This is a genomic window from Acuticoccus sp. (genome assembly GCF_965213555.1).
Taxonomy (GTDB): domain Bacteria; phylum Pseudomonadota; class Alphaproteobacteria; order Rhizobiales; family Amorphaceae; genus Acuticoccus.
The window spans coordinates 3147303-3169557 of the sequence record NZ_OZ243890.1; the positions used below are offsets into that span (position 1 = coordinate 3147303).

The window sequence follows — 22255 nt, forward strand, 5'->3', positions numbered from 1 at the left end:
GTCAGCCCTTCACCGCGCCGGCGGTCAGCCCCGCCACGATCCGACGCTGAAAGACGAGGACGAGGACGACGAGCGGCACCGTCACGATCACCGAGGCCGCCATGATGCGCCCCCAGGGGAGCTCGTACTGGCTGCCGCCCGACAGGAGCGCGATGGCGACGGGCACGGTGCGCACCTCGTTGGACAGGGTGAAGGTGAGGGCGAACAGGAACTCGTTCCAGGCGGCGATGAAGGCGAGCAGGCCGGTCGTCACCATCGCCGGCCACAGGAGCGGCAGGAACACGCGCACGATGATGGTGAGCGGCCCGGCGCCGTCGACGATCGCGGCCTCCTCCACCTCCTTGGGGAGCTGCCGCATGAACGTCGTCAGCACCCACACGGTGAACGGCAGCGTGAGGACGAGGTTGGCAAGCACCAGCCCCCAGATCGTGTTGTAGAGTCCGAGCGACCGCACCAGCGCGAACATGCCCGACAGGACGGCGACCTGGGGGAACATCGAAACCGACAGGATGGTGAGGAGCAGCGCGATGCGCCCGCGGAACCTGACCCGCGCCAGCGCGTAGGACGCGGTGACCGCGAGCGCGAGCGAGAGGGCGACGACCGCGGTCGCGACGACCACGGAGTTGGCGATGTTGCGCGCGAACGGCTGCTCGGCGAACACCGCGCGGTAGTTGTCGAGGTTGAGCTCGGGCAGGAAGCGGGGGGTGAACAGCGCGGAGGCCGGCTGCGTGCTCGACACCAGCGCGTAGTAGAACGGGAACAATGCAAGGACGGCGATGACGCCGACCAGCGCGCCAAAGCCGACCTTCGCTGGGAGGGACCAGTGCCTCATCGTCCCTCGCCGGACAGGTCGACGCGACCGATCATGATGGTCGCGATCGTGATCAGCGCGATGATGAGGAAGAGCATGGTCGAGGCGGCCGAGCCGTAGCCGACGTCCTGGAAGTCCACGAGCTGCTGGCGGGCGTACACCGACATCGACATCGTGTCCTCGGCGTTGGACGTCAGGACGTAGATGAGGTCGAACACGCGCAGCGCGTCGAGCCCGCGGAAGATCACGGCGACGGCGATGGCGGGGTAGATGAGCGGCAGCGTCACGCGCCAGAACACCGTCCACGCGGGCACCCCGTCCACCCTAGCCGCCTCGTAGCAGTCCTGCGGCAGCATCTGGAGGCCGGCGAGGATCAGGAGCGCCATGAAGGGCGTCGCCTTCCACACGTCGACGACGATGACGGCGAGGAGCGCGGTGTCGGCGTTCGCCGTCCACGCCACGGGGGCGGCGATCAAGCCGGCGCCCATCAGGAGGTGGTTGATGACGCCGAACTGATCGTTGAGCATCCACGCCCACATCTGCGCCGACACGATCGTCGGGATCGCCCACGGGATTAGGATCGCCGCCCGCACGAGGCCGCGGCCGGGGAACGACACGTTGAGCGCGAGGGCGACGACGAGGCCGAGCACCGTCTCCAGCGCCACGGAGAGGACGGCGAAGGTGAGCGTGTTCCAGACCGCGTTCCACCACGTCGGATCGGCCAGCAGCCCGCCCCACGCCGTGTTGTAGAAGTTGTCCAACCCGACGAACGCAGGGTCCGCTAGGTCCGACAGCGTGGCGTCGGTGATGGCGTATCCGATGGTGCGCGCCAGCGGCCAGCCCGCGACGAGCACCAGCGCGAGGAGCATCGGCGCGAGGAGGAGCGCCGCCGAGCGGACCCTCGCGCGGCCCGCCGCGCCGCGGGGTGGTCGGCTCGCCTCGGCCCGGCCGCTCCCCGCCTCGCCGATGGGGATCGGCGCGCGCGCCGCAGGGCGAGGCGTGGCGGACGGTGCCTCCGGCATCCCTTACCAGCCGCGCCGCCTGATCCTCGCCAGCGTGCGCTCGAGCTCGGCGAGCGCCGGACCCGCCGCCGTGCTCCCCGACAGGACGTCGTGCACCGCGTTCCAGAAGGCGTTCGAGACGCGGTTGTAGTGCTCGCCGGTCACGCTCGAGGGGCGCGCGACGGCATTTGCGAAGGTGTCCGACAGGTCGTCGAGGAAGGGCAGGGCGGCGTTCAGCTCCTCGTCCTCGAGCAGCGCCGCCACGGTGGGGTTGAACGCACCCTCGAGGGCGCGGCGCCTCTGTTCATCGGCGGAGGTCAGGTGACGCACGAGGTCGGCCGCGATCTCCGGGTGCCTCGAGTAGCGTGACACGGCGAGGAGCTGGCCGCCGAGCGTGCCGGTGTGCCGACCGTCATCGCCGCCCTTCGGCAGCACCGCGACGCCGACCCTGCCGCGCACCGGGCTCCCCTCGCCGTCCGCGAGGGCGTAGGCGTAGGGCCAGTTGCGCATGAAGACGGCGTTCCCGGACTGGAACAGCCCGCGCGCCTCCTCCTCGGCATAGTTGAGCACGCCCTCTGGCGCGATGGTGCCGATCCAGCCCGCCGCCGTCGCCAGCGCCTCGGCCGCCCGCGCGTTGTTCACCGTGACCGTGCCGTCGTCCGCCACGATGGTGCCCCCGCCGTGGCTCGCGATCCACTCGAGCGCGTTGACCGTGAGGCCCTCGTAGGCGCGGCCCTGGAAGACGTAGCCCCAGAGGTCGTCGTCCCCCTTCGCCCGCTCGCCGTCCATGACGGTGCGGGCAGCGGCCTCCAGCGCGTCCCAGGTGCGCGGCGGCTCCAGCCCGTAGGCCTCGAGGAGGTCGGCGCGGTAGTACAGCACGCCCGCGTCGGCGAACCAGGGCATCGCCTTCAGCTCACCGTCGACCGTCGCAGCCTCGACCATGGCGTCGACGTGGGCCGTCTGCGCGCCGTCCATGTGCGGGGCGAGGTCGAGGAGGTGGTCGGCGAGGAGGCCGGGCCAGATGACGTCGATCTGGTAGACGTCGATGTCGTCCGCGCCGGCGGAGAGGATCTGCAGGTAGAGCGCGAGGCGCTCGGTCGCCGAGTTCGGCGTCGACACGAGCGTGACCTCGTGCCCGGTCTCGGCCGCCCACGCCTCGGCGCCCTCGCGGCACAGCCGCAGCTCGGTGCCGAGCGCGCTGCACGAGATCGCGATCGTCGCCGCCCGTGCCTCGGACGACGGCGCGGCCGCCGCGGCCACCGCGATCGCGGCGCACGCCGCGCGGACCCATCCCTCCATCACGCCCTCCATCCTCGACCGGAGGGCATCGACCCCTGTCCCGTCGGTTCGGAGCCTAGAGGCGTCGGGCGAGCCCGGTCCAGCGGTTCATGAGGACGATGAGGAGCGTCGTTGCCACGATGAGGACGCCGGACGCGGCGGCGACGCGCACGTCGAGGGTGGACTCCATCATGCCCCACAGCCGGATCGGCAGCATGTCCGTGCGGGCGGTGGACAGGAACAGCGAGATCGGAACGTTGTCGAGTGAGGCCATGAAGGCGAGGAACACGCCCGACACGATCCCCGGTAGAATTACCGGGAGCGTCACGCGGCGGAAGGTGTAGAGCGGACCGGCGCCGAGCGCGGCGGACGAGTCGATGAGCGCGCGGTCCACCTGCGTCACGCTCGCTGCCACCGTGCGCAGCACGAAGGGCACGATGACGACGAGGTGCCCGGCCGCGAGGAGGAACAGCGTCGGGCGGACCCGCATCGTGGTGAGGAGGATGAGGGTCGCGAGGCCGAACGCCAGCATCGGCAGGACGAGGGGCGACATGAACACCGTGTCGAGGACGCGGCCGGTGGCGCCGCGCCGACGGTCGAGCCAGAGCGCTGCGGTGGTGCCGACCACCATCGCGGCGCCCGCGCTCCACAGGGCGACGGTGAGGCTGTTCCACGCCGCACCGTGGATGTGGCCGGACTCGGCGCGGTTGAACAGAGCCTCGTACCAGCGCAGCGACAGCCCCGGTGGCGGGAACCTGAGGCTCGCCTCGCTCGTCAGCGATGTCACGAGGACGACGACGACCGGCAGGACGAGGATGAGGATCGCGACCCCGCCGAGGCCGCCGACGAGGACCCAGTAGGCGACGTCCATGGGCGAGCGCGACCGGCTAGCGCGCATGGGCGGCCCCCTGCGCGAGGCGACCGAGCGCCGAGATCAGCGCCAGGATGGCGAGCACCGACACGAGGAGCGCGATGGAGACGACGGCCGCGAACGGCCAGTTGTAGACCACGATGGATTGCTGCCAGATGATGAGCGGCATGTAGATGAGCCGTCCGCCGCCGATGACGGACTGGGAGATGAACGCCGCCGTCGAGCTCGCGAACACGAGCAGGCAGCCAGCGATGATGCCCGGCAGGCTGAGCGGCAGGATCACCTTGAAGAACGTGCGGAAGCGGCTCGCCCCGAGCGCCATGGAGGCGTCGAGGACGTTCGGGTCGATCCGCCCCATGACGGCGAGCAGCGGCAAGAGCATCAGCGGCAGCTCGATCTGCGCCAGCGCGATGACGAGGCCGAGCTCGGTCTGCAGCAGCCGCAGCGGCGTCGCGGTGAGCCCGAGGTCCATCGCGAGCGTGTTCACCAGCCCTTCGCGGCCGAGGATCACGATCCACGCGAAGGTCCGCACCACCACCGACAGCAGGAGCGGCAGCACGATGAGAAACAGGAGCAGCCCGCGCACCCGGGGGCCAGCGGACAGGAACAGGAGCGCCATGGGCACGCCGAGCACCAGGGTGAGCGCCACCGTCTTGAAGCCGAGGAGGACGGTGTCGAGGGCGACGTTGAGGTAGAACGGGTCGCCGAGGAACTTCATCCAGCTGCCGAGGCCGACCTCGGTCATCTCGATGTCGTTGTGCAGGCTCACCCAAGCCAAGAGCGCGAGGGGACCGAGGAAGAAGCCGACGAACAGGATTGCCATCGGCGCCACCAGCGGCCAGTCGCCGACGGCGAGGGGGAGGCGCCGCGCGGCGCTCCCCGAAGCCGAGGGCGCGGCCGCGGTCGTCACTTCGCGACTTCGCGGTTGAACCGCTCGATCCAGCCCGGCCGCAGCGGGTTGATCTCACCCCAGTCGTGCCGCACGAACGAGGACATCTCGTCGAGCGAGGCCATGGGGAGCGATGCGATCAGCTCCACGTCGCCGTTCACCGGGACGAAGTTGAACGGCGCCTCCATGAGGCGCGACTGCACGCCCTGCGAGATCACCGTATCGATGTACTTGTGCGCGTTGTCCGGGTTCTCCGCGTCCTCGACGAGGTGCATCGTCGTCACGAACGCGATGGCGCCGGTGTCGGGCACGGCGAACTCGATGTCGACGCCGCGCCCCTTGAGGTTCGCGACCGTCTGCGTGTTGGTGTACATCACGTCGATCTGCCCCTGCTGGAACAGCCCCGCCATGGAGGCCGGCTGCGCCACCGCGGCGACCTTCGGCAGGATCTCCTGGATCCTCGCCATCGCCGGGTCGATGTCGGTCTGCGACCCCCCGAACGCCTTGGCGATCTCGATGAGCGAGGTCGTGCCGAACGTGGTCTGGAAGCCGGTGAGGCCGAGCCGGCTCGCGTAGGGATCCTCGAACAGCGCCGCCCAGCCCGAGGGCGCGTCGAGCTTGGTGGGGTTGTAGCCGATGCCGACAACCTGCGCGGCGACGGGCACGCCCGTCTCGCTGACGAAGGCCTCCGGCAGCTTGCCGGCGTTGGTCAGCTTCGAGAGGTCGAGCGGCGCGTAGAGCCCCATCTCGAGCCCGCTCGCGGCCGGCCCGGGGTCGAGCACGAACACGTCGAACGGCGGGAGGCCACGGGCGGCCCGCGCCTTCGCGATCTGGTCGACGGCGTAGGCGGGGTCAAGTTGAAGGTCGATGTCGTGCTCTTCCATCAGCGCGGGAGCGACGATGTCGCGGAACGCCTCCTCCCAGGTGCCGGGGTAGATCGCGGCCGTCACGGAGCCGGCGGCGAGCGCAGGCCGGCCCATGAGCGTTGCCCCGGCAAGGCCTGCGGTGCCGCCAAGGAACGTGCGGCGGTTCAGATTAGGTCGGCTCATGGTTCGTCCTTCGTGGTTGTCGTTCCGGGTTGGCGCGGTCACGGGACGGCGCCGTCGGCTGGCATGGGGAACAGCGACGGCCGCGCACCGGGCGCCGCGCCGCAGTACGCCAGCGCGTCTGCCGTGGGCGGAGGGCCGTCGCGCATGCGGGTCAGCTTGATCGTCTGCCCACCCTCGGTCTCGAGGTCGAGCACCATGAGGCCGCCCAGCGGCAGGCTCATGCGGCAGCGCACGGGAACGCGCGACGGATCCGCCTCGTCGTAGAGCGCGAGCGCCTCGGGGCGGAAGGACAGGACGGCGCGCTCGCCGACCCCGATCCGCGCCGGGTTCGGGGCGAGGACGCGGGTCCCGGCGTCGAGCTCCACGAGGGCGTTGTCGCCGTCGACCATGCGCACCGCGCCGGGGAAGAGGTTCGACGAGCCGATGAACCCGTTGACGAACAGCGACGCCGGCCGGTCGTACACGGCCACCGCGGTGCCGAGCTGCTCGATGCGTCCCCGGTCCATCACCGCCACGCGGTCGGCGATGCTCATCGCCTCCTCCTGGTCGTGGGTAACGAGGATGGCGGTGAGGCCGAACTGGCGCTGCAAGCGCTTGATCTCGATCTGCATGTCGAGGCGCAGGTTCTTGTCGAGGGCAGCGAACGGCTCGTCGAGGAGGAGGATGCCGGGCTCGATGGCGAGCGCGCGGGCGAGGGCCACGCGCTGCTGCTGCCCGCCCGAGAGCTGGCGCGGGCGGCGGTCGGCGAACCCCTCCATGCGCACGACGTCGAGGAAGCGGGCGACCGCCTCGCGCACCTCGCGGCGCGGCCTGCCGCGCGCGGAAAGGCCGTAGCCGACGTTCTGCGCGACGCTCATGTGCGGGAACAGTGCGTAGTTCTGGAACACGATGCCGACGTTGCGCGCACCGGGCGCCGTGCGGTCGACCCGCGTGCCATCGACGCTGACCGAGCCGGCGCTCTGTTGCAGGAAGCCGGCGACGACGCGCAGCAACGTGGATTTGCCGCAGCCGGACGGCCCCAGCAGCGCGACGATCTCCCCCGGATCGACGTTGAGCGTGACGTCGTCCAGCGCGCGGAACGCGCCGAAGCTGTGGCTGACGCCCTCCACATCGAGGCTGACGCCGGACGGCCGCTGGACGGGTCGTGCCGCCGCCGGGCGCCCGCCGCTCGCAGGCGCTGCGGCCTCCCTCGGGACGGCGCGCGGTGGTGAGTGGACGCTCATGCGGTCTCCGCCGTGGCTCTGACGTTGTGTAGCAAGGCGCGTGCCAGCACGTCTCGGCGACGAGCCCCATCCTCCAGCCACGGGCTGCGCAAATTATGCGCAGGCCGGTGGCGCCGATGTTTGGCACCCTGCACCGACGACAGCGTGGGAGGACGACCGTGCAGACCTTGAAGGCCGAGCCGCTCGGCGAAGCGGCGTTCGCCCCGTTCGGCGAGGTGCTGACGCCGCCAGGCTCCCCGGGCCGCACGTACTACTCCGGCGCGCTCGCGAGCCTGCGCCCGGGGGCGGCGCCCAGCCTGTCCCTCACCCGCGTGGAGGTGGCGACGGCGCTGCCCCACGAGGCGCGACGCATGGAGCGGCACGAGTTCAGCTCGCAGAGCTTCGTGCCCCTCGGCGACGTGCCGTTCCTCGTCATGGTCGCGCCGGACGCACCCTCGGGCGGGCCGGACCTTGCCGAGGCGCGCGCGTTCGTCGCCTCGGGCGGTGTCGGCGTCACCTACGGCGCGAACGTCTGGCACCATCCGCTCTCGGTGCTCGCCGCGCCTGCGTCCTTCGCGGTCGTCATGTGGCTCGATGGCGGCCCGACGGACGAGGAGTTCGTCGACATCGAACCCCGCCTGGTGGAGGCCTGACGCCGTGGAGCCCGATCATCACACCCGCGACCTCGTGGGGTACGCCGATACGCCGCCGGACCCGCAATGGCCGAACGGCGCCCGCCTCGCGATCAACTTCGTCATGAACTACGAGGAGGGCTCGGAGCCCTCCTTCCAGGACGGCGAGGGGGTCACCGAGACCGCGCTCACGGAGTTCGCCGGCGCACCGGTGCCAGGCCGCGACCTCGCCGGCGAGGGCATGTTCGCCTACGGCTCGCGCGTCGGCTTCTGGCGCCTCATGCGCCTGTTCGCCGAGCGCGACATGCCGCTCACCGTGTTCGGCTGCGCGCTGGCGTTGGAGCGCAACCCGCGCGCCGCGGCGGCCATTGCCAACGCCGGGCACGACGTTTGCTGCCACGGCTGGCGCTGGGTCGAGCACTTCAGGCTCGACGAGGCGGAGGAGCGCGAGCACGTCAGGAAGGCGGTCGCATCGATTCAGGAGACGGTCGGCGAGCGCCCGCTCGGCTGGTACTGCCGGTACGGCCCCAGCCTCAACACGCGCCGCCTCCTCGTGGAGGAGGGTGGCTTCCTCTACGACAGCGACGCCTACGACGACGAGCTGCCCTACTGGACGACGGTGTCGGGCCGCCCGCACCTCGTCGTCCCCTACACGTTGACGAACAACGACGCGAAGTTCGGGCGCAGCGGCATGGTCACGGGCACGCAGTTCTTCGAGGTCCTGAAGGACGCGTTCGACCTGTTGGTTAGGGAGGGCGCGACGCAGCCGAAGATGATGTCCGTCGGCCTCCACATGCGCCTCGTCGGCCACCCGGCACGAGCGGCGGGGCTCGAGCGGTTCCTCGACCACGTGAGGGGCACCGAGGGCGTATGGGTCACCCGCCGGCTCGACATCGCGCGCCACTGGGCGGAGACGCACCCCTACCCAGGGCCGTGACCGTCGGCTAGAGCGGTTTGGGGTTGGGTGGAAACCACCAACCCCTAAAAAACTTCCCTAGATCAAGGAGCTAGAGCATCTAATCTGGGTCTGAGAAGCCCCAGGGTGCTCTAGGCGGCGCGCCGACCGTCCGGTGCGAGGGCGGTCGCCGTGCCGATCAGGCTGTCGCGGGTGACGAGCGCGGCGAGCTCGGGCTCGGACAAGTCGTCCGTGCCGTCGGGGCGGCGCGGGACGACGAGGTAGCGGCAGTCCGCCGTGCTGTCGACGACACGCACCTCGACGTCGTCCGGCAGGTGCGTGCCGAACTCGGCGAGCACGGCGCGCGGCTCGCGCACGGTCCGCGAGCGGTACGCGCGAGACTTGTACCAGAGCGGCGGGATGCCGAGGAGGGCGCGCGGGTAGCACGAGCACAGCGTGCAGACGACCACGTGATGGACGCGCTGCGTGTTCTCGAGCGCCACGAGCCTCAGTCCCTCGAAGGGGTAGCCGAGCTCGGCGACGGCCGCGTTGGCGTCGGCGAGGAGGCGCGCACGGTACGCCTCGTCGACCCAGGCGCGGGCGACGACCGCGGCGCCGTTGTCCGGTGACTTTCCCTGCCAGCCCTCGATGGTGTCCTCGATCTCGCGGGCGGTGAGGACGCCCTTCTCGACGAGGAGCTCGCGCAGCGCAGCCTCGAGGACGTGCCAGTCCTCGGTCAGCTCCGGATGGTCCGTTGGGGCCGCGTGGTCGTGGTGGTGGTGGTGGACGCTCATGGTGCCAGCTCCAGCCAGTGCTCGTAGAGGTCGGCAGTGAGGGTGTCGCCGGCCGCGAACGCCCCCTCGCCCCAGACGTCGGCCATGGGGAAGCGCACCTCGTAGAGCGGGCGCTTGGGCAACCCGTCCCCACCGTACGCCAAAGTCTCGGGGTTGGCGAACGCGCCGTGCCGACGCGCGACGACGCCGGTGCGGCCGCGCAGGTACAGTGGCGTGCGCACGTGGCCCGTCGCCGAGCGGTCGGCCACGCGCACGCGGTCGCCCTCGGCGAACCGCGCGCTCACGCCTCGCTCCCGGCGCGGACCTTCGCGATCCGCGCCTCGATCTCCGCCTCGGTGAGCACGCCCTTCTCCACGAGGAGGCGGCGCATGGCGTGGACCCAGCGCGCGTAGTACGCGGCGCCGTCGTAGAGCTCGGGCGGCAGGCCCTCGATGGTCCGCCGGTTCTCATCGGCGGTCCACAACGCGCGGGGCGGCGCCCGCAGGAGCATCATGAGGGCGTCGACCCGCCGTTCGACCAGCGTCGGCTCGTGCGGCGCAAGGTCCATGGGACCCGCCGGCTCGCCGCCGAGGTCGTGGATGGGCCGCTCGCCTTGCGCGTCGTGCATCGGACCGCCGCTCAGTTGGTCATCGCCCGCTCGACGTACTCGTTGGTCATCGCCTCCTGCGCCAGCGAGGGGTCGAACCCGCGGTCGGAGAACTCGTTCAGGAACTCGATGACGCGCTCGAGCTTGTCGACGGAGAGCTCCGGCGAGGTGGGGTAGGCAGGCACGACGCGGGTCCACGCCGCGTTGAACAGGTCGCGCTCGAACTGGTCGAAGTAGCCTTCGTAGACCGCGTCGCGCACCGCCTCGGTCCGCTCGGGGTCGTGCATGGCCTGCTGCGCCTGATGGATCGCCCGCACCAAACCGGTGGTGCGCTCGGGGTCCTCGTCGAGCCAGCTCTTGCGCGCGTTCAGCGTGATGTAGAGGTAGCCGTCGAGCTCGGGGATCGCGCCCGCGGCCATGTCGAACAGGAGCATCCCGCCGTGCTCCTCGATGGCGGTGTCGGAGGTGGGGTTCGACAGGATGAAGGCGTCGATCCGGCCGAGCTCGAAGGAGGCCAGGATCTCACGGCTGCCGCCCACGAAGACGATGGTGGCGTCCGTGTCGGGATCGAGGCCGGCCTGCTGGACCAGGTAGAGTGCGAGCTGGTGCGTGCCGCTGCCGGCGCCCGTGACGCCGATGTTGAGCCCCTCGAGCGCGGCCAACCGCTCCTCGAGGGAGGCGTCCTCGGTGATGCCCTTCTCCTGAGCGACCTCGCCGCGGATGACGACGTTGGAGGCGTACTGCGTCATCAGCGCCGCGAAGATGCGCACGTCCGTGCCTTGCTCGACGGCGCGCATGGCGGCCGCTGGCGTGCCCGGGTAGACGTGGGTGTCGCCGCTGATGACGGAGGCCATGGCCGCCCCGCCGCCGGACTTGAAGACGCGGATGTCGGCGGCGATCCCCTCCTCCTCGAAGTAGCCCATGACGTCCGCGGCGTAGACCGGCAGGTAGAGCATACCGACGCTCGGCAGCGCGAAGGTCACCTCCTCCTGCGCGCTCGCGACAGGAGCCGCTGCGAGCGCCCCAGCCATCACCGCCGTGGCGGCTGCGCCCCTCATCCAACCCATCATGCGTTTCTCCGTGTTCATCGGCGCCCGTCTTCGGGTCGCCCTAGATCGACATCTCGCGGCGGCTCTCCACCGACTTCCACGGCATCGCCACGTGCTCGAACCAGCGCACCGCCGTGTTCAGCATCAGCGCCAGGATCATGATGGCGATGAGCGCAGCGAACATCGCCGACGTGTCAAACTGGCCGGACGCGTTGGCGAGCAGGTAGCCGAGCCCCTTGTTGGACGCGATGAGCTCGCCGACGATGGCGCCGATGAGCGCGTAAGGCACCGACAGGCGCAGCCCGTTGAACACCCACGTGATGGCCGACGGGACGACGACCTTGCGCAGGATGTGCCGCTCGTTCGCCCCCATCAGCCGCAGGATCGCGATCTGCTCGCGGCTGACCGCGCGCACGCCCGAGTAGGTGTTGAGGAACACGAGGAAGAACACGATCGTCGCCGTGAGGTAGATCTTCATGTCGATGCCGATGCCGAACCACAGGATGAACATCGGCGCGAGCGCCACCTTCGGCAGGCTGTAGAACATGGTGATGAAGGGATCGAGCACGTCGGCCAGCATCTGCGAGCGGCCGAGCACGATGCCGACGCTCATCCCGAGGGCGCTGCCGAGGAGGAAGCCGAGCAGCGCCTCGATGGCGGTGATCCCGCCGTGGAAGAACAGCTCGCCCGACGCCGCCCAGCGCCACAGCGTCTCGGCGATCTCCGTCGGCCGGCCGATGAAGAAGTCGGAGATCAGCCGCCCGGCGGAGAACTGCCAGATCCCGATGATGGCGACGAGGAGCGCGGCTCGCGCGACCCAGATGGTGAGCCGTCGGCGCCGTTCCTCGGCGACGCGCCTCGATGCTGCGCTGGTCGGCGCCGCGCCGCTCGCGGGGAGGTGGATGTCCGTGGCCATCTCAGCCCTCCGCGTGGTCGACGGTCGGCGACAGGTGGTCCCACAGCTCCGCCGTGAGGTCGCGGTAGGCGCTGTCCCGGCGCAGGGTGAGGAGGTCGCGCTCCTCGCCGAGCGGCACGTCCACGACGCGGATGATCGTGCCCGGCCGCGCCGAGAACACCGCGGTGCGGTCGGCGAGGCTGACCGCCTCGTCGAGGTCGTGGGTCACGAAGACGACGGTCTTCCTCAGCGTGCGCGCAAGGCGCAGGATCTCGATCTGCATCTTCAGGCGCAGCTGCGCGTCGAGGGCGCCGAACGGCTCGTCCATGAGGAGCGCTTCGGGGTCGTAGGCGAGAAGGCGAGCCAGCGCCGTGCGCTTCTTCATGCCGCCGGAGAGCTGCGAGGGGTAGGCGCGCTCGAAGCCCTTGAGCCCGAGTTGCTCGAGCAACTCGTCCACCCGGTCCTGTGCCTCGCCGCGGCCCATGCCGCGGATCTCGAGCGGCACCAGCACGTTGTCCCGCGCGTCGCGCCAGGGCAGCAGGTGATCGTTCTGCGTCATGTAGCCGACGCGCTGGTTGTAGGGCGCGACCTCCTCGCCGTCGTATCGCACGGTGCCGACGGTGGGCGCGAACAGGCCCGCCGCCATGTTGAGCAGGGTGGACTTGCCGCAGCCGGACGGGCCGACGAGCGTCACGAACTCGCCGCGGCGCACGGCAAGGTTCACGTCCCGCACGGCGGTGAGGTCGCCCTCCAGCGTCTCGAAGGTCTTCCCCACGTTCTCGTAAGCGATCAGCACGGGCGCCTGCGCACCAGGCGCGGTGGTGCGCTGGTCGCCCGGAGCTGCGGTTCGCGCTTCGCCTGACACAAGCGTTCCTTCAAAGGGGGCGCAAGAACCCGCACGATCCGAGCCGCCGTGCGCACGATGCTGCTTGAGTCTGCACATCGAGCCCCAATTGTCACCGTTGTTTCGGGCCAAGCACGCACCTATCGTCTTGACGACGGCGCAGCGAACGGAGGCGGGACGCATGGGCGGCACCGACAAGATCGAGAAGTGGCGCGGCTTCGTCCCCGACGAGGAGCTCGACGCCTACGTCAAGGGAAAGTTCGGCAACAAGATCGGCGTCGGGTCGCGCCCGGCGCTGCTCAACATCGACACGACGTACATGTTCGTGGACCCCGCCTACTCCCAGTGCGGCGGCGAGATGCCGGAGCTCGTCGCCGCCATCGAGGAGATGACGCGCGTCTTCCGCGCCCTCGAGCTGCCGATCTACTACAGCCGGCGCGACGACCGCCGCCACCCGGTCCAGCGCGGCATCTGGAACCTCAAGCTCGGCATCGCCGACGACTTCCAGTACAGTCGCGACCCACGCGCCGACGAGTGGCCGCCCTCCTACGCGCCGCGGCCGCAGGACGTCGTGGTGCACAAGAACAAGCCCTCGTGCTTCTTCGAGACGCCGCTCGAGTCCTTCCTGCGCTACGACGGGGTGGACACGCTGGTCGTCGTCGGCATCTCCACCTCCGGCTGCGTGCGTGCGGGGGTGACGGACGCGTTCTCCCACAACCTGCGTGTGATCGTGCCGAAGGAGGCGGTGGGCGACCGCAGCCCACAGGCGCACCGCGCGAACCTCTTCGACATGGACATGAAGTTCGCCGACGTGGAGCCGATGGCCGACGTCGTCGCCGAGCTCGAGCGCCGCTTCGCCGCGCGCGCCGTCGCCTGAGGCTCCATTCATGGACTTTACCTTCACCGAGGAGCAGGAGCTCTTCAAGGACAGCGTGCGACGCTTCGCGGAGGATCGCCTGGCGCCGGACGCGCTCGCCCGGGCGCATCGGCCCGGCTTCCCCTTCGACGTCGCCAAGGCCTGCGCCGCGCAGGGCCTCATGGGGATCACCCTGCCGGAGGCCGACGGCGGCCACGGCGGATCGCTCATGGACGCCGTCATCGCCATCGAGCAGGTGGCCCTCGCTGACCCGCGCGGCGCCGACGCGGTGCAGCAGGGCAACTTCGGCTCGATCCGCACCTTCGCCGAGTACGCGAGCCCGCAGCAGAAGGAGCGCTTCCTGCCGCAGCTCCTCGCCGGGGAGGCCGTCCTCGGGCTCGGAATGAGCGAGGCGGACGCGGGCTCGGCCGTCACCGACCTCAAGACGCGCGCCGAGCCGGACGGCGACGGCGGCTACCGCATCACCGGCGGCAAGGTGTTCACCAGCCACTCGTGCGAGGCGAACGTCTTCCTCATCTACGTGCGCTTCGGGCCGGGCGTCGGCGGCATCGGCTCGGTCCTCATGGAGCGTGGGCAGGAGGGCTTCTCGTTCGGCAAGCCCACGGCCTACACCAACGGCGAGGAGTGGTGCGCGCTGCACTTCGACGGCGTGCGCATCGAGCCGCACAACGTCCTCCTCGGCCCCGGCGGCTTCAAGCGGCAGATCGCGGGGTTCAACGCCGAGCGGATCGGCAATGCGGCGCGCGCCCGCTCGCTCGGCCAGTACGCCTTCGAGGCAGCGCGCGAGCACGCCCAGACGCGCACCCAGTTCGGCCGGCCGCTGTGCGAGTTCCAGGGCCTGCAATGGAAGTTTGCGGACATGCTGGTGGCGCTCGAGGCGGCGCAGCTCCTGCTCTACCGCGCCGCGGTGAAGGCCGATCAGGGCCTGCCGTCGGCCCAGGACACCGCGCTCGCCAAGCTGATGTGCAACCGCGCCGGGTTCGACGCGGCCAACGAGGCGGTGCAGATCATGGGCGGCACGGGCTACTCCACCGAGCACCTCGTCGAGTACTGCTTTCGCAAGTCGCGGGGCTGGCTGATCGCCGGCGGCTCGGCGGAAATGATGAGGAACCGCATCGCTGAGGGCATCTTCGAGGCTCGCTTCCCGCAGCGCCTGCCAGAGGCGCGGACCGCCTGACCGGGCGCGTGGCCGACGGCACCCTTTGGCGGGCGACCGCGGCGGAGGCGTTCGAGGGGCCGCCGCTCGAAGGGGACGCGGACGCCGACCTTGCCATCGTCGGCGGCGGCTACACCGGATGCGCTGCGGCGCTCGCGGCGGCCGAGCGCGGCGCGAGCGTGCGCCTGCTGGAGGCCGAGCGCGTCGGCCATGGGGGCTCGGGCCGCAACGTCGGCCTCGTCAACGCGGGCCTGTGGCTGCCACCGGACGACGTGGAGGCGGCGCTCGGGCCTGAGGAGGGGAGGGCGCTGAACGACGCGCTCGCCGGCGCGCCCGACCTCGTGTTCGAGCTCATCGCCCGCCACGGCATCGCCTGCGAGCCACGCCGCGCCGGCACGCTGCACTGCGCGCACGCGCCGTCCGCGCACCGTGAGCTGAAGCGTCGTCACCGCCAGCTCGCCGGGCGCGGTGCCCCGGTCGCGCTCCTCGACGCGTCCGAGGCGCGCCGCCGGACGGGCTCCGATGCTGTCCATGGCGCGCTCTTCGACGCCAGGGCCGGGACGATCCAGCCGCTCGCCTACTGCCGTGGCCTCGCCCGCGCCGCTCGCGATGCCGGCGCGGTCCTGCACGAGGAGAGCCCCGTACGGTCCGTTGCGCGGACGGCGGGCGGGTGGCGGGTCGCGACGGATCGGGGCTCGGTGCGCGCCAAAGCGCTCCTCGTCGCCACCAACGCCTACGGCCATCCCGCAGCGCTCGCCGGCGCGGTGGTGCCCCTGCGCTACTTCCAGCTCGCCACGACGCCGCTTGGCGACAACGTGCGCGCCACCGTGCTGCCGGGCGGCGAGGGCGCCTGGGACACGGGGACGGTGATGTCCTCGTTCCGCACCGACGCCGTGGGACGCCTCCTCGTCGGTGGTGTGGGATCGCTGGCCGGACCCGGCGGCGCCGTGCACAGGCGATGGGCGGACCGTACCCTGGCGCGGCTGTTCCCGCAGCTCGCCGGGACGCCGTTCGAGCACGCGCTCGAGGGCCGCATCGCGATGACGCGCGACCACGTGCCGAAGATCGTGCGGCTCGGCCCGGCCGGTGCGATGGTATTCGGCTACAGCGGACGCGGCATCGGCCCCGGCACGGTGTTCGGCACGCGCCTCGCGCACGCGCTGCTCAGCGGCGACGAGGCTGCGCTGCCGGTCCGTCCCCGCGCGCGCCACGCCGAACCCTTCGCCGCGCTCCGTGGCATCGGCATCGAGGCCGGCGCGACGCTCGCCCACGCTGTGGCAGGCTCAGCTGCGTCGGCGCGTCGCCGCTCGATCACGCGTCCGTGAGCGACCGCGGGTGCGACGTGGGGTCGTTGTGCACCTGGAAGGAGGCGTCGCCCGCGATAGGTGTGAGCGCTGGCCGCGTCTGCACCATGGGACCACACTCGAATGATGCCCTGTACCCGAGCCGCCTTCGTGGCGGCATGGGCCGTCGCGGCAAGCGCCGGCCCGTCGCTCGCCGCCGACGTGGTCAGGACGCTCGCCGACGACGGCCGGTTCGACACCTTCGCCGCGGCGTTGCAGCTGGCCGCCCCCGAGGGCGCGACGCCGGTCGAAGGCCCGCTGACCGTGTTCGCGCCGTCCGACGAGGCTTTCGAGCGCCTACCGGAGGCGACGCGGGCCGCGCTGCTGTCGCCCGAGAACGACGACGCGATGGAGGCGGTGCTCGCCCTCCACCTCGTGCCAGGAGGGCCGCACCGTTCCACCGATCTGCCGGTCGAGATGACCACCGTGTCGGGCGAGCGCCTTGCGGTGACCTACACGCGGGGGGCGCTGACGCTGAGGGTCGGCGAGGAGGAGGCGACCACCGACCCTGAGGCCGTCCTGCGCGCGAGGGCGGCCAACGAGGCGCGCGTGGTCTCCGGCGACATCGCCGCCGACGGGGCGCTGATCCACGTCATCGACGCGGTGCTTCTGCCTCCAAACCTCGGCAGCCTTGACGAGCCGGACGACGCCGCGCCCGACGAGGCAGCAGGTGACGCGCCCCCCCTCGAGGCGGCAGGCGACACGTCGCCCGCCCAGGCAACCTCCGATGCATCGGCCAACACGTTCGTCGCCGACATCGCCGCGTCCGACGGCGACGGCGGTGCGTCCGGGATCGGACAGCGCCTCGACGACGCGGCGGCGGTAGGTCCCGGCAGCTCGGCCTCGCCGAACGTCACCATCCTGCCGCCTGAACCCGAGCCGGCACCGCCGCCTGAGGCCGGCGACGTCGTCACCCTGCCCGCCGAGGAGGTGGAGGTGGTGATGGCCGAGCCCGATCCGGAGCCGGTGCAGACCGCGCCGGCCCCCGAGGCTCTCGACGAGGGCGCGGCGTCTGCCGGCGCGCAACCGGCGCTGCCGGAGCCGGACGAGGCCATCGAGCTGACACGCCCGGTGGTCTCAGTCTCCGACCTCATCGGCAGGAGCGTGCGCGACGGCGAGGGTGAGGCGGTTGGCGAGGTGGAGGACCTCCTCATCTCGCTGGCGACGGCCCGGGTGGAGACCATCGTGATCGAGATGGAGGATGGGTTCCTCGGCCTGTTCGGCTCGACGAGCAACGTGAACGTCTCCGAGATCGCCATCGACCCCCTCGACGGCGCGCTCGTGGTCGACCGTGACGCGCTGAAGTCCGAGGACGACTGAGTGTCCGCGGACGTGGGCGGGGGGCGACGGCGCTCGCCCCAGGAGCGCGACCGGGCGGAGAAGGGCGAGGACGCTGATCGGGCCGCGGACCCAGAAGAGGCTGACGGGGTCGTCCCACGTCCCTGGGTCGGCGGCGGCGACGAGGCGACCGATCCCGGCGATGCCGATGGCGGCGACGGTGCCAGCGATCGCGACGCGCACGCCGCTGCGGAGGACGAGCGCGGCGAGCGGCGCGGCCGTCCGGTCCTGTGGCTCGTCCTGTCCCTCGTCGTGCTGGCCATCGGCGGCGGCATCTTCGCGTTCCTGACCTTCGCCGGCGAGGAGCCGAGCCCGCCCGCGCGCGCCGCCGAGCTGGTCCGCGCGGCCGAGGTCCAGCCGGCGCGGACGCTGATGTTGTCGCAAACCGGCTTCGTCCGGCCGCGCGCGGAGGTCGAGGTCGCTCCCGAGGTGGCCGGGCGCATCGAGCGCGTCGGCGACGGGTTCGTGCTCGGCGGACGCGTCGAGCGCGGCGACCTCCTCATCCAGCTCGAGCAGGAGCGCTTCGAGGCGGACGTCGCGCGCGCCCGCGCGGCGGTGCAGCGCGCCGAGGCGGCGCTCGCCCAGGCCGAGGTGGACCGCGGGCGCCAGGAGGAGCTCGAGGCCCGCGACTTCGCGTCGGAGGCGGCGCTGCAGCAGGCGATCGTCGCCGTCGCCGCCGCCGAAGGCGACCTCACCGCCGCCCGCGCCGACCTCACGCAGGCGGAGATCGCGCTCGCCGACACCGTCGTGCTCGCGCCCTTCGACGCGCTCGTCACCGCGGAGGCCGCGGCGGTGGGGCAGCTCGTCCCCTCCGGCCAGTCAGTGGGCACCCTAGTGGCGGCGGACGCGGTCGAGGTCTTGATGGGGCTGACGCCCGGCGACGTCGACGTTCTCGGTGACCCCAGTCGCGCGGTCGGCGGACGGGTTCTCGTGCGGGCGACCGACACCACGACCGAGGCGAGCGCTGAAGCGCAGGGCGTCCTCCTCGCGCAGGGCCTCGTCACGGAGATCGACCCCAGGATCGAGGAGGCGACTCGAACCATCGCGCTCGTCGTGACCGTGGCCGACCCGTTCGACGGAGAGGGCCGTCGCCTGCGCATCGGCGAGCTCGTCGAGCTGGGCTTGCCCATCTCGCTGGAGAACCGCAGCGCGGTCGAGGTGCCGCCCGAGGCCGTGAAGGGTCGCGACCTCGTCTGGCTGATCGAGGACGGTGTCCTGCGCCGCCGCAGGGTCGAGCCGCTAGATCGCCTCGAGGACCGCATCGTCCTGCGCGGTGTGGCGGTCGGTCCAGGCGACCTCGTCATGGTGAGCGACCTGCCCGCGCCCTTCGACGGCAAGCGCGTGCGCGTCCAGGAGGAGGAGCCAGCGGGCGCCGCCTCGCCGGGTGGCGAGGGGGCGGAGCCGTCCCGTGCGGATCCGGACGCAGACGCGCAGCGTGGTCGGGCGAGGGAGGCCGAGGCCGCCGCTGCAGCACCGGGGCCCGGCGGCTGATGGGGCCCCTCATCCGCTGGTTCCTGGCGAGCCCCGTCGCGGCCAACCTGTTGATGGTCGCCCTCGTCGCCGTCGGTTTGTTCGCGGCGACGTCGATCACCGTGCGCACGTTCCCGGAGATCGTCACCGAAGCGGTCACCATCGAGGTGGCCTATCCCGGCGCGACCCCCACCGAGGTCGCCGACGCGATCCTGACGCCCATCGAGGAGCAGCTCCTGGGTTTGGAGGGTGTGCGCGAGCTCTCCTCCACCGCCGAGCGCGGGGTGGGCGTCGTCACCGCCGAGCTCACCCGCGGTGCGGACGTGCGGGTCGTGAAGGACGACATCGAGACCGAGATCGCGCGCATCACGACCTTCCCCGACGAGGCCGAGCGGGCGCGCGTCAGCGAGGTCGACCCCGACGAGCTTGCGATCCAGATCGCCCTGTCGGGCGAACGCTCGCCGACGGTGCTGAAGGCCATCGCCGAGGAGGTGCGTAACGAGATCACCGACCTCCGAAGCGTCAGCCGCGCGGACATCCTGGGCCTGCCGGTGGACCAGATCGACATCGAGGTCACGCGCGAGACCCTGTTCGCCTACGGCGTCGGGCTCAACGAGCTCGCGGAGCGCATTCGCGCCCTCGACGTCGACCTGTCCGGCGGTACCATCGACACCGGTGACAGCGAGATCCAGCTGAGGACGATCGGCGAGAGCGAGACCGCCACGGGGTTCCTCGACCTCGTCCTGTTCAGCGGCGAGGCCGGCGGCAAGGTCCGCCTCGACGACATCGCTCGCCCCAGCGACACGTTCGCGGAGACCGCAACTTCCGCGACGATCTCCGACCGCCCTGCGGTGTTCCTGTCGGTGTACCGATCGGGCTCGGAGCAGGTCCTCACCATCGTCGACGAGGTGCAGGCCTACCTCGACGAGGAGCTGCGACCGCGCCTGCCGGACGGCGTCGATGCCGTCATCTGGCGCAACGAGGGCGCGCAGCTCCAGGACCGCATCGACCTCCTCATCAAGAACGGCGCCATCGGCGTCACGCTGATCCTCATCGTCCTCCTCCTGTTCCTCGACCTGCGCATCGCGGCCTGGGTCGCGGTGGGCGTCGTCATCACGTTCCTCGGCACCTTCGGTCCGATGCTGCTGTTCGGCGTGACGATCAACCAGCTCTCCCTTTTCGGCTTCATCTTGGCGCTCGGCATCGTCGTCGACGATGCGATCGTCGTCGGGGAGAACGTCTACTCGGAGGTCGAGCGCGGCACGGACGCCCAGGAGGCGGCCCGGGTCGGCGTCGAGCGGGTGTGGCGGCCGATCCTGTTCTCGGTGACGACGACGGTGTTCGCCTTCGTCCCGCTCCTCTTCCTGCCGGGCTCGTCGGGCTCGTTCATCGCCCCCATCGCGGCGGTGGTGATCTTCGTGCTGACGCTGTCGGTGGTGGAGAGCTTCTTCGTGCTGCCGACGCACCTCAGCCACATCGCCATGCGCGAGCCGCGGCGCTACTCACCACGTCGCCTCACCGAACCGGTACGCAAGCGCGTGGATGGATGGTTCAAGCGCGCCACCGACGGTCCCTTGAAGCGCGTGGTGAACGGGGCGATCCGGCACCCCCTGTTCGTCGTCGCGACGTGCCTTGCGGTCCTCGTCGCAGCGGCGGGGCTGGTGTCGGGCGGCGTCGTGAAGTTCGTGTTCTTCCCCGACATCGAGGGCAACTTCGTCGTCGCCGAGCTCGAGTTCCCGGAGGGGACGAGCGATGTCGCGACCCGCGAGCGTGCCATGGTCCTCGTCGAGGGGGCGCAGCAGGCGGCGGAGGAGCTCGGGGGCGACGGTCTCCTCGTCGCCACCGCGGTGACGCTCGGCTTTGCCACCGAGGCGGGCGGTGCGGACGACAGCGGCGGCGTCCTCACCGGGAACACCGCGCGCGTCGAGGCGAAGCTCAAGGACGCCAACCAGCGCGAGGTCAGCGGACGGGCCTTCGAGGAGGCTTGGCGCAAGGCCGTCGGCGAGGTGGCCGGCGTTAAGAAGCTGACCTACTCGGCGAGCGTGGTGGGCATCGGCGAGCCCATCGTCCTTCAGATCTCCGCGGAGGACGAGACGACGCGCAACGATGCGCTGGAGCGGATCCGCGCCGAGCTCGCCCAGCGCCAGGGTGTGTTCGACATCCGCGACGACCGGTTCTCCTCGGCCGAGGAGATCACGTTGGAGCTGAAGGACGCTGCGCGCGCCTACGGCGTCACCGCCACGCAGCTCGCGCGGGAGGTGCGTGGCGCGTTCTTCGGCATCACGGTCAACGAGTTCGCCCGCGAGCGCGAGGAGGTAGACGTGCGCGTGCGCCTCGTGGAGGAGCAGCGCGACTCCGTCGCCGACCTCCTGAAGCTGCGCATCGCCACCGAGCAGGGCATGATCCCCATCGCCACCGTGGCGGACATCTCGTTCCAGCCCGCTCCCACCGTCATCACCCGCGTCGAGGGCCGGACCATCGCAACGCTCACCGCCGACGTCGACAACACCGTGACGACGGGCGGGGCGGAGACGAGCTACGTCATGGGTGAGGTCGTCCCGCAGCTCACCCAGGACTACCCGTCGGTGGAGGTGGAAACCGGCGGCGAGCAGGAGGAGGCAGGCCGCTTCGGCACGTCGCTGAGGTTCAACTTCATGCTGGCGCTGTTCGCGATCTACGTCGTCCTGTCCTTGGCGTTCGCGTCCTACACGCGGCCGATCATCGTGCTCCTGGTCATCCCCTTCGGGTTCGTCGGGGCGCTGCTCGGGCACGCGATGCTCGGCATCAACCTCACGCTGCTCTCCATGTTCGGCATCATCGGGCTGTCGGGCGTCATCGTGAACGGTGCGCTCCTCATCGTCGACTTCGTCATGGAGGGGGAGGCGGAGGGGAAGGACGACGAGGCGGCGATCCGCGACGCGACGCTGTCGCGCTTCCGGCCCATCGTGATGACGACGCTGACGACGTTCCTCGGCATCGCCCCGCTGATCCTGGAGCAGAGCGTTCAGGCGCAGTTCCTGATCCCGACGGCGGTGGCGCTCGGCTTCGGCGTGCTCTTCGCGTCGGCATTGCAGATGGTGCTCGTGCCTGCCCTCGCCTCGCTTGCGGCCAGGCTGCGCCGGCTCACGGGCAGCGAGCGCCGCACGGCCTCCGCGACCGCGCGCTGACGGTCGCCTACCGCAGAAGGAGCACCTGCGCCGCCTGGCCGAGGAGGGCGAGCGTGCTCGCCGCGGCGCCGACGATGGGGACGACCATCGCGATGTCGGGCACCGCGT

21 protein-coding genes are annotated in these 22255 nt (G+C 71.2%); 8 read left to right on the forward strand and 13 right to left on the reverse strand.

Going from position 1 to position 22255, the window contains the following annotated elements; all coding sequences use genetic code 11:
• Position 1: 1 nt before the first annotated feature.
• The 7 genes from ACOOE8_RS14850 to ACOOE8_RS14880 are packed head-to-tail and all read right to left on the reverse strand — an operon-like array spanning position 2 to position 7122.
• Positions 2–832 carry a carbohydrate ABC transporter permease gene (locus ACOOE8_RS14850; RefSeq protein ID WP_420392207.1) on the reverse strand — a complete coding sequence of 277 codons (831 nt, stop codon included), beginning with the start codon at positions 830–832 and terminating at the stop codon, positions 2–4.
• On the reverse strand, positions 829–1833 hold the full coding sequence (locus ACOOE8_RS14855; RefSeq protein WP_420392208.1) for a carbohydrate ABC transporter permease: 1005 nt from the start codon (positions 1831–1833) through the stop codon (positions 829–831). Before ACOOE8_RS14855 ends, ACOOE8_RS14850 begins: the two co-directional genes overlap by 4 nt.
• Before the next feature lie 3 nt (positions 1834–1836).
• Positions 1837–3111: an ABC transporter substrate-binding protein gene (locus tag ACOOE8_RS14860; protein ID WP_420392209.1), complete on the reverse strand. Its 1275-nt coding sequence runs from the start codon at positions 3109–3111 to the stop codon at positions 1837–1839.
• 55 nt (positions 3112–3166) lie between these two features.
• Complete coding sequence (locus tag ACOOE8_RS14865; protein ID WP_420392210.1) at positions 3167–3988, reverse strand: ABC transporter permease; 822 nt, start codon at positions 3986–3988, stop codon at positions 3167–3169.
• Positions 3978–4871, reverse strand: coding sequence for an ABC transporter permease (locus ACOOE8_RS14870; RefSeq protein WP_420392211.1), 894 nt, complete (start codon positions 4869–4871; stop codon positions 3978–3980). Before ACOOE8_RS14870 ends, ACOOE8_RS14865 begins: the two co-directional genes overlap by 11 nt.
• A complete protein-coding gene (locus ACOOE8_RS14875) occupies positions 4868–5899 on the reverse strand; it encodes an extracellular solute-binding protein (protein ID WP_420392212.1) in 1032 nt (343 codons plus the stop codon). The genes ACOOE8_RS14870 and ACOOE8_RS14875 overlap by 4 nt, the downstream gene beginning before the upstream one ends.
• 38 nt (positions 5900–5937) lie before the next feature.
• A complete protein-coding gene (locus tag ACOOE8_RS14880; RefSeq protein WP_420392213.1) occupies positions 5938–7122 on the reverse strand; it encodes an ABC transporter ATP-binding protein in 1185 nt (394 codons plus the stop codon).
• Positions 7123–7280: 158 nt separating this feature from the next.
• On the opposite strand from ACOOE8_RS14880, the gene ACOOE8_RS14885 reads away from it, so the two are divergent.
• On the forward strand, positions 7281–7754 hold the full coding sequence (locus ACOOE8_RS14885) for an ureidoglycolate lyase (RefSeq protein WP_420392214.1): 474 nt from the start codon (positions 7281–7283) through the stop codon (positions 7752–7754).
• Positions 7755–7758: 4 nt separating this feature from the next.
• A complete protein-coding gene (locus ACOOE8_RS14890) occupies positions 7759–8670 on the forward strand; it encodes an allantoinase PuuE (RefSeq protein WP_420392215.1) in 912 nt (303 codons plus the stop codon).
• 110 nt (positions 8671–8780) lie between these two features.
• Here the strand turns inward: ACOOE8_RS14890 and nthA are convergent, their stop codons facing one another.
• The 6 genes from nthA to ACOOE8_RS14920 are packed head-to-tail and all read right to left on the reverse strand — an operon-like array spanning position 8781 to position 12748.
• Positions 8781–9422 (reverse strand): nitrile hydratase subunit alpha, encoded by a 642-nt coding sequence (nthA, locus tag ACOOE8_RS14895; RefSeq protein WP_420392216.1) that lies wholly within the window; start codon positions 9420–9422, stop codon positions 8781–8783.
• Positions 9419–9706 (reverse strand): SH3-like domain-containing protein, encoded by a 288-nt coding sequence (locus tag ACOOE8_RS14900; protein ID WP_420392217.1) that lies wholly within the window; start codon positions 9704–9706, stop codon positions 9419–9421. Before ACOOE8_RS14900 ends, nthA begins: the two co-directional genes overlap by 4 nt.
• Positions 9703–10029, reverse strand: a complete 327-nt coding sequence (locus ACOOE8_RS14905) for a hypothetical protein (protein ID WP_420392218.1) — start codon at positions 10027–10029, stop codon at positions 9703–9705. Before ACOOE8_RS14905 ends, ACOOE8_RS14900 begins: the two co-directional genes overlap by 4 nt.
• Before the next feature lie 11 nt (positions 10030–10040).
• On the reverse strand, positions 10041–11078 hold the full coding sequence (locus ACOOE8_RS14910; protein WP_420392219.1) for an ABC transporter substrate-binding protein: 1038 nt from the start codon (positions 11076–11078) through the stop codon (positions 10041–10043).
• Positions 11079–11118: 40 nt separating this feature from the next.
• Entirely contained in the window at positions 11119–11973 is an 855-nt protein-coding gene (locus ACOOE8_RS14915; protein ID WP_420392220.1) for an ABC transporter permease, read from the reverse strand.
• Position 11974: 1 nt separating this feature from the next.
• Positions 11975–12748 carry an ABC transporter ATP-binding protein gene (locus ACOOE8_RS14920; protein ID WP_420392221.1) on the reverse strand — a complete coding sequence of 258 codons (774 nt, stop codon included), beginning with the start codon at positions 12746–12748 and terminating at the stop codon, positions 11975–11977.
• A gap of 229 nt (positions 12749–12977) precedes the next feature.
• On the opposite strand from ACOOE8_RS14920, the gene ACOOE8_RS14925 reads away from it, so the two are divergent.
• From ACOOE8_RS14925 to ACOOE8_RS14950, 6 genes are all read left to right on the forward strand, one after another.
• Positions 12978–13673 (forward strand): isochorismatase family protein, encoded by a 696-nt coding sequence (locus ACOOE8_RS14925; protein ID WP_420392222.1) that lies wholly within the window; start codon positions 12978–12980, stop codon positions 13671–13673.
• Between the two features lie 10 nt (positions 13674–13683).
• Positions 13684–14850: an acyl-CoA dehydrogenase family protein gene (locus ACOOE8_RS14930; protein ID WP_420392223.1), complete on the forward strand. Its 1167-nt coding sequence runs from the start codon at positions 13684–13686 to the stop codon at positions 14848–14850.
• Between the two features lie 8 nt (positions 14851–14858).
• Positions 14859–16154, forward strand: a complete 1296-nt coding sequence (locus ACOOE8_RS14935) for an NAD(P)/FAD-dependent oxidoreductase (protein ID WP_420392224.1) — start codon at positions 14859–14861, stop codon at positions 16152–16154.
• A gap of 102 nt (positions 16155–16256) precedes the next feature.
• On the forward strand, positions 16257–17492 hold the full coding sequence (locus tag ACOOE8_RS14940; RefSeq protein ID WP_420392225.1) for a fasciclin domain-containing protein: 1236 nt from the start codon (positions 16257–16259) through the stop codon (positions 17490–17492).
• A complete protein-coding gene (locus tag ACOOE8_RS14945) occupies positions 17493–19001 on the forward strand; it encodes an efflux RND transporter periplasmic adaptor subunit (RefSeq protein WP_420392226.1) in 1509 nt (502 codons plus the stop codon).
• Entirely contained in the window at positions 19001–22147 is a 3147-nt protein-coding gene (locus ACOOE8_RS14950; RefSeq protein WP_420392227.1) for an efflux RND transporter permease subunit, read from the forward strand. Before ACOOE8_RS14945 ends, ACOOE8_RS14950 begins: the two co-directional genes overlap by 1 nt.
• Positions 22148–22255 lie beyond the last annotated feature (108 nt).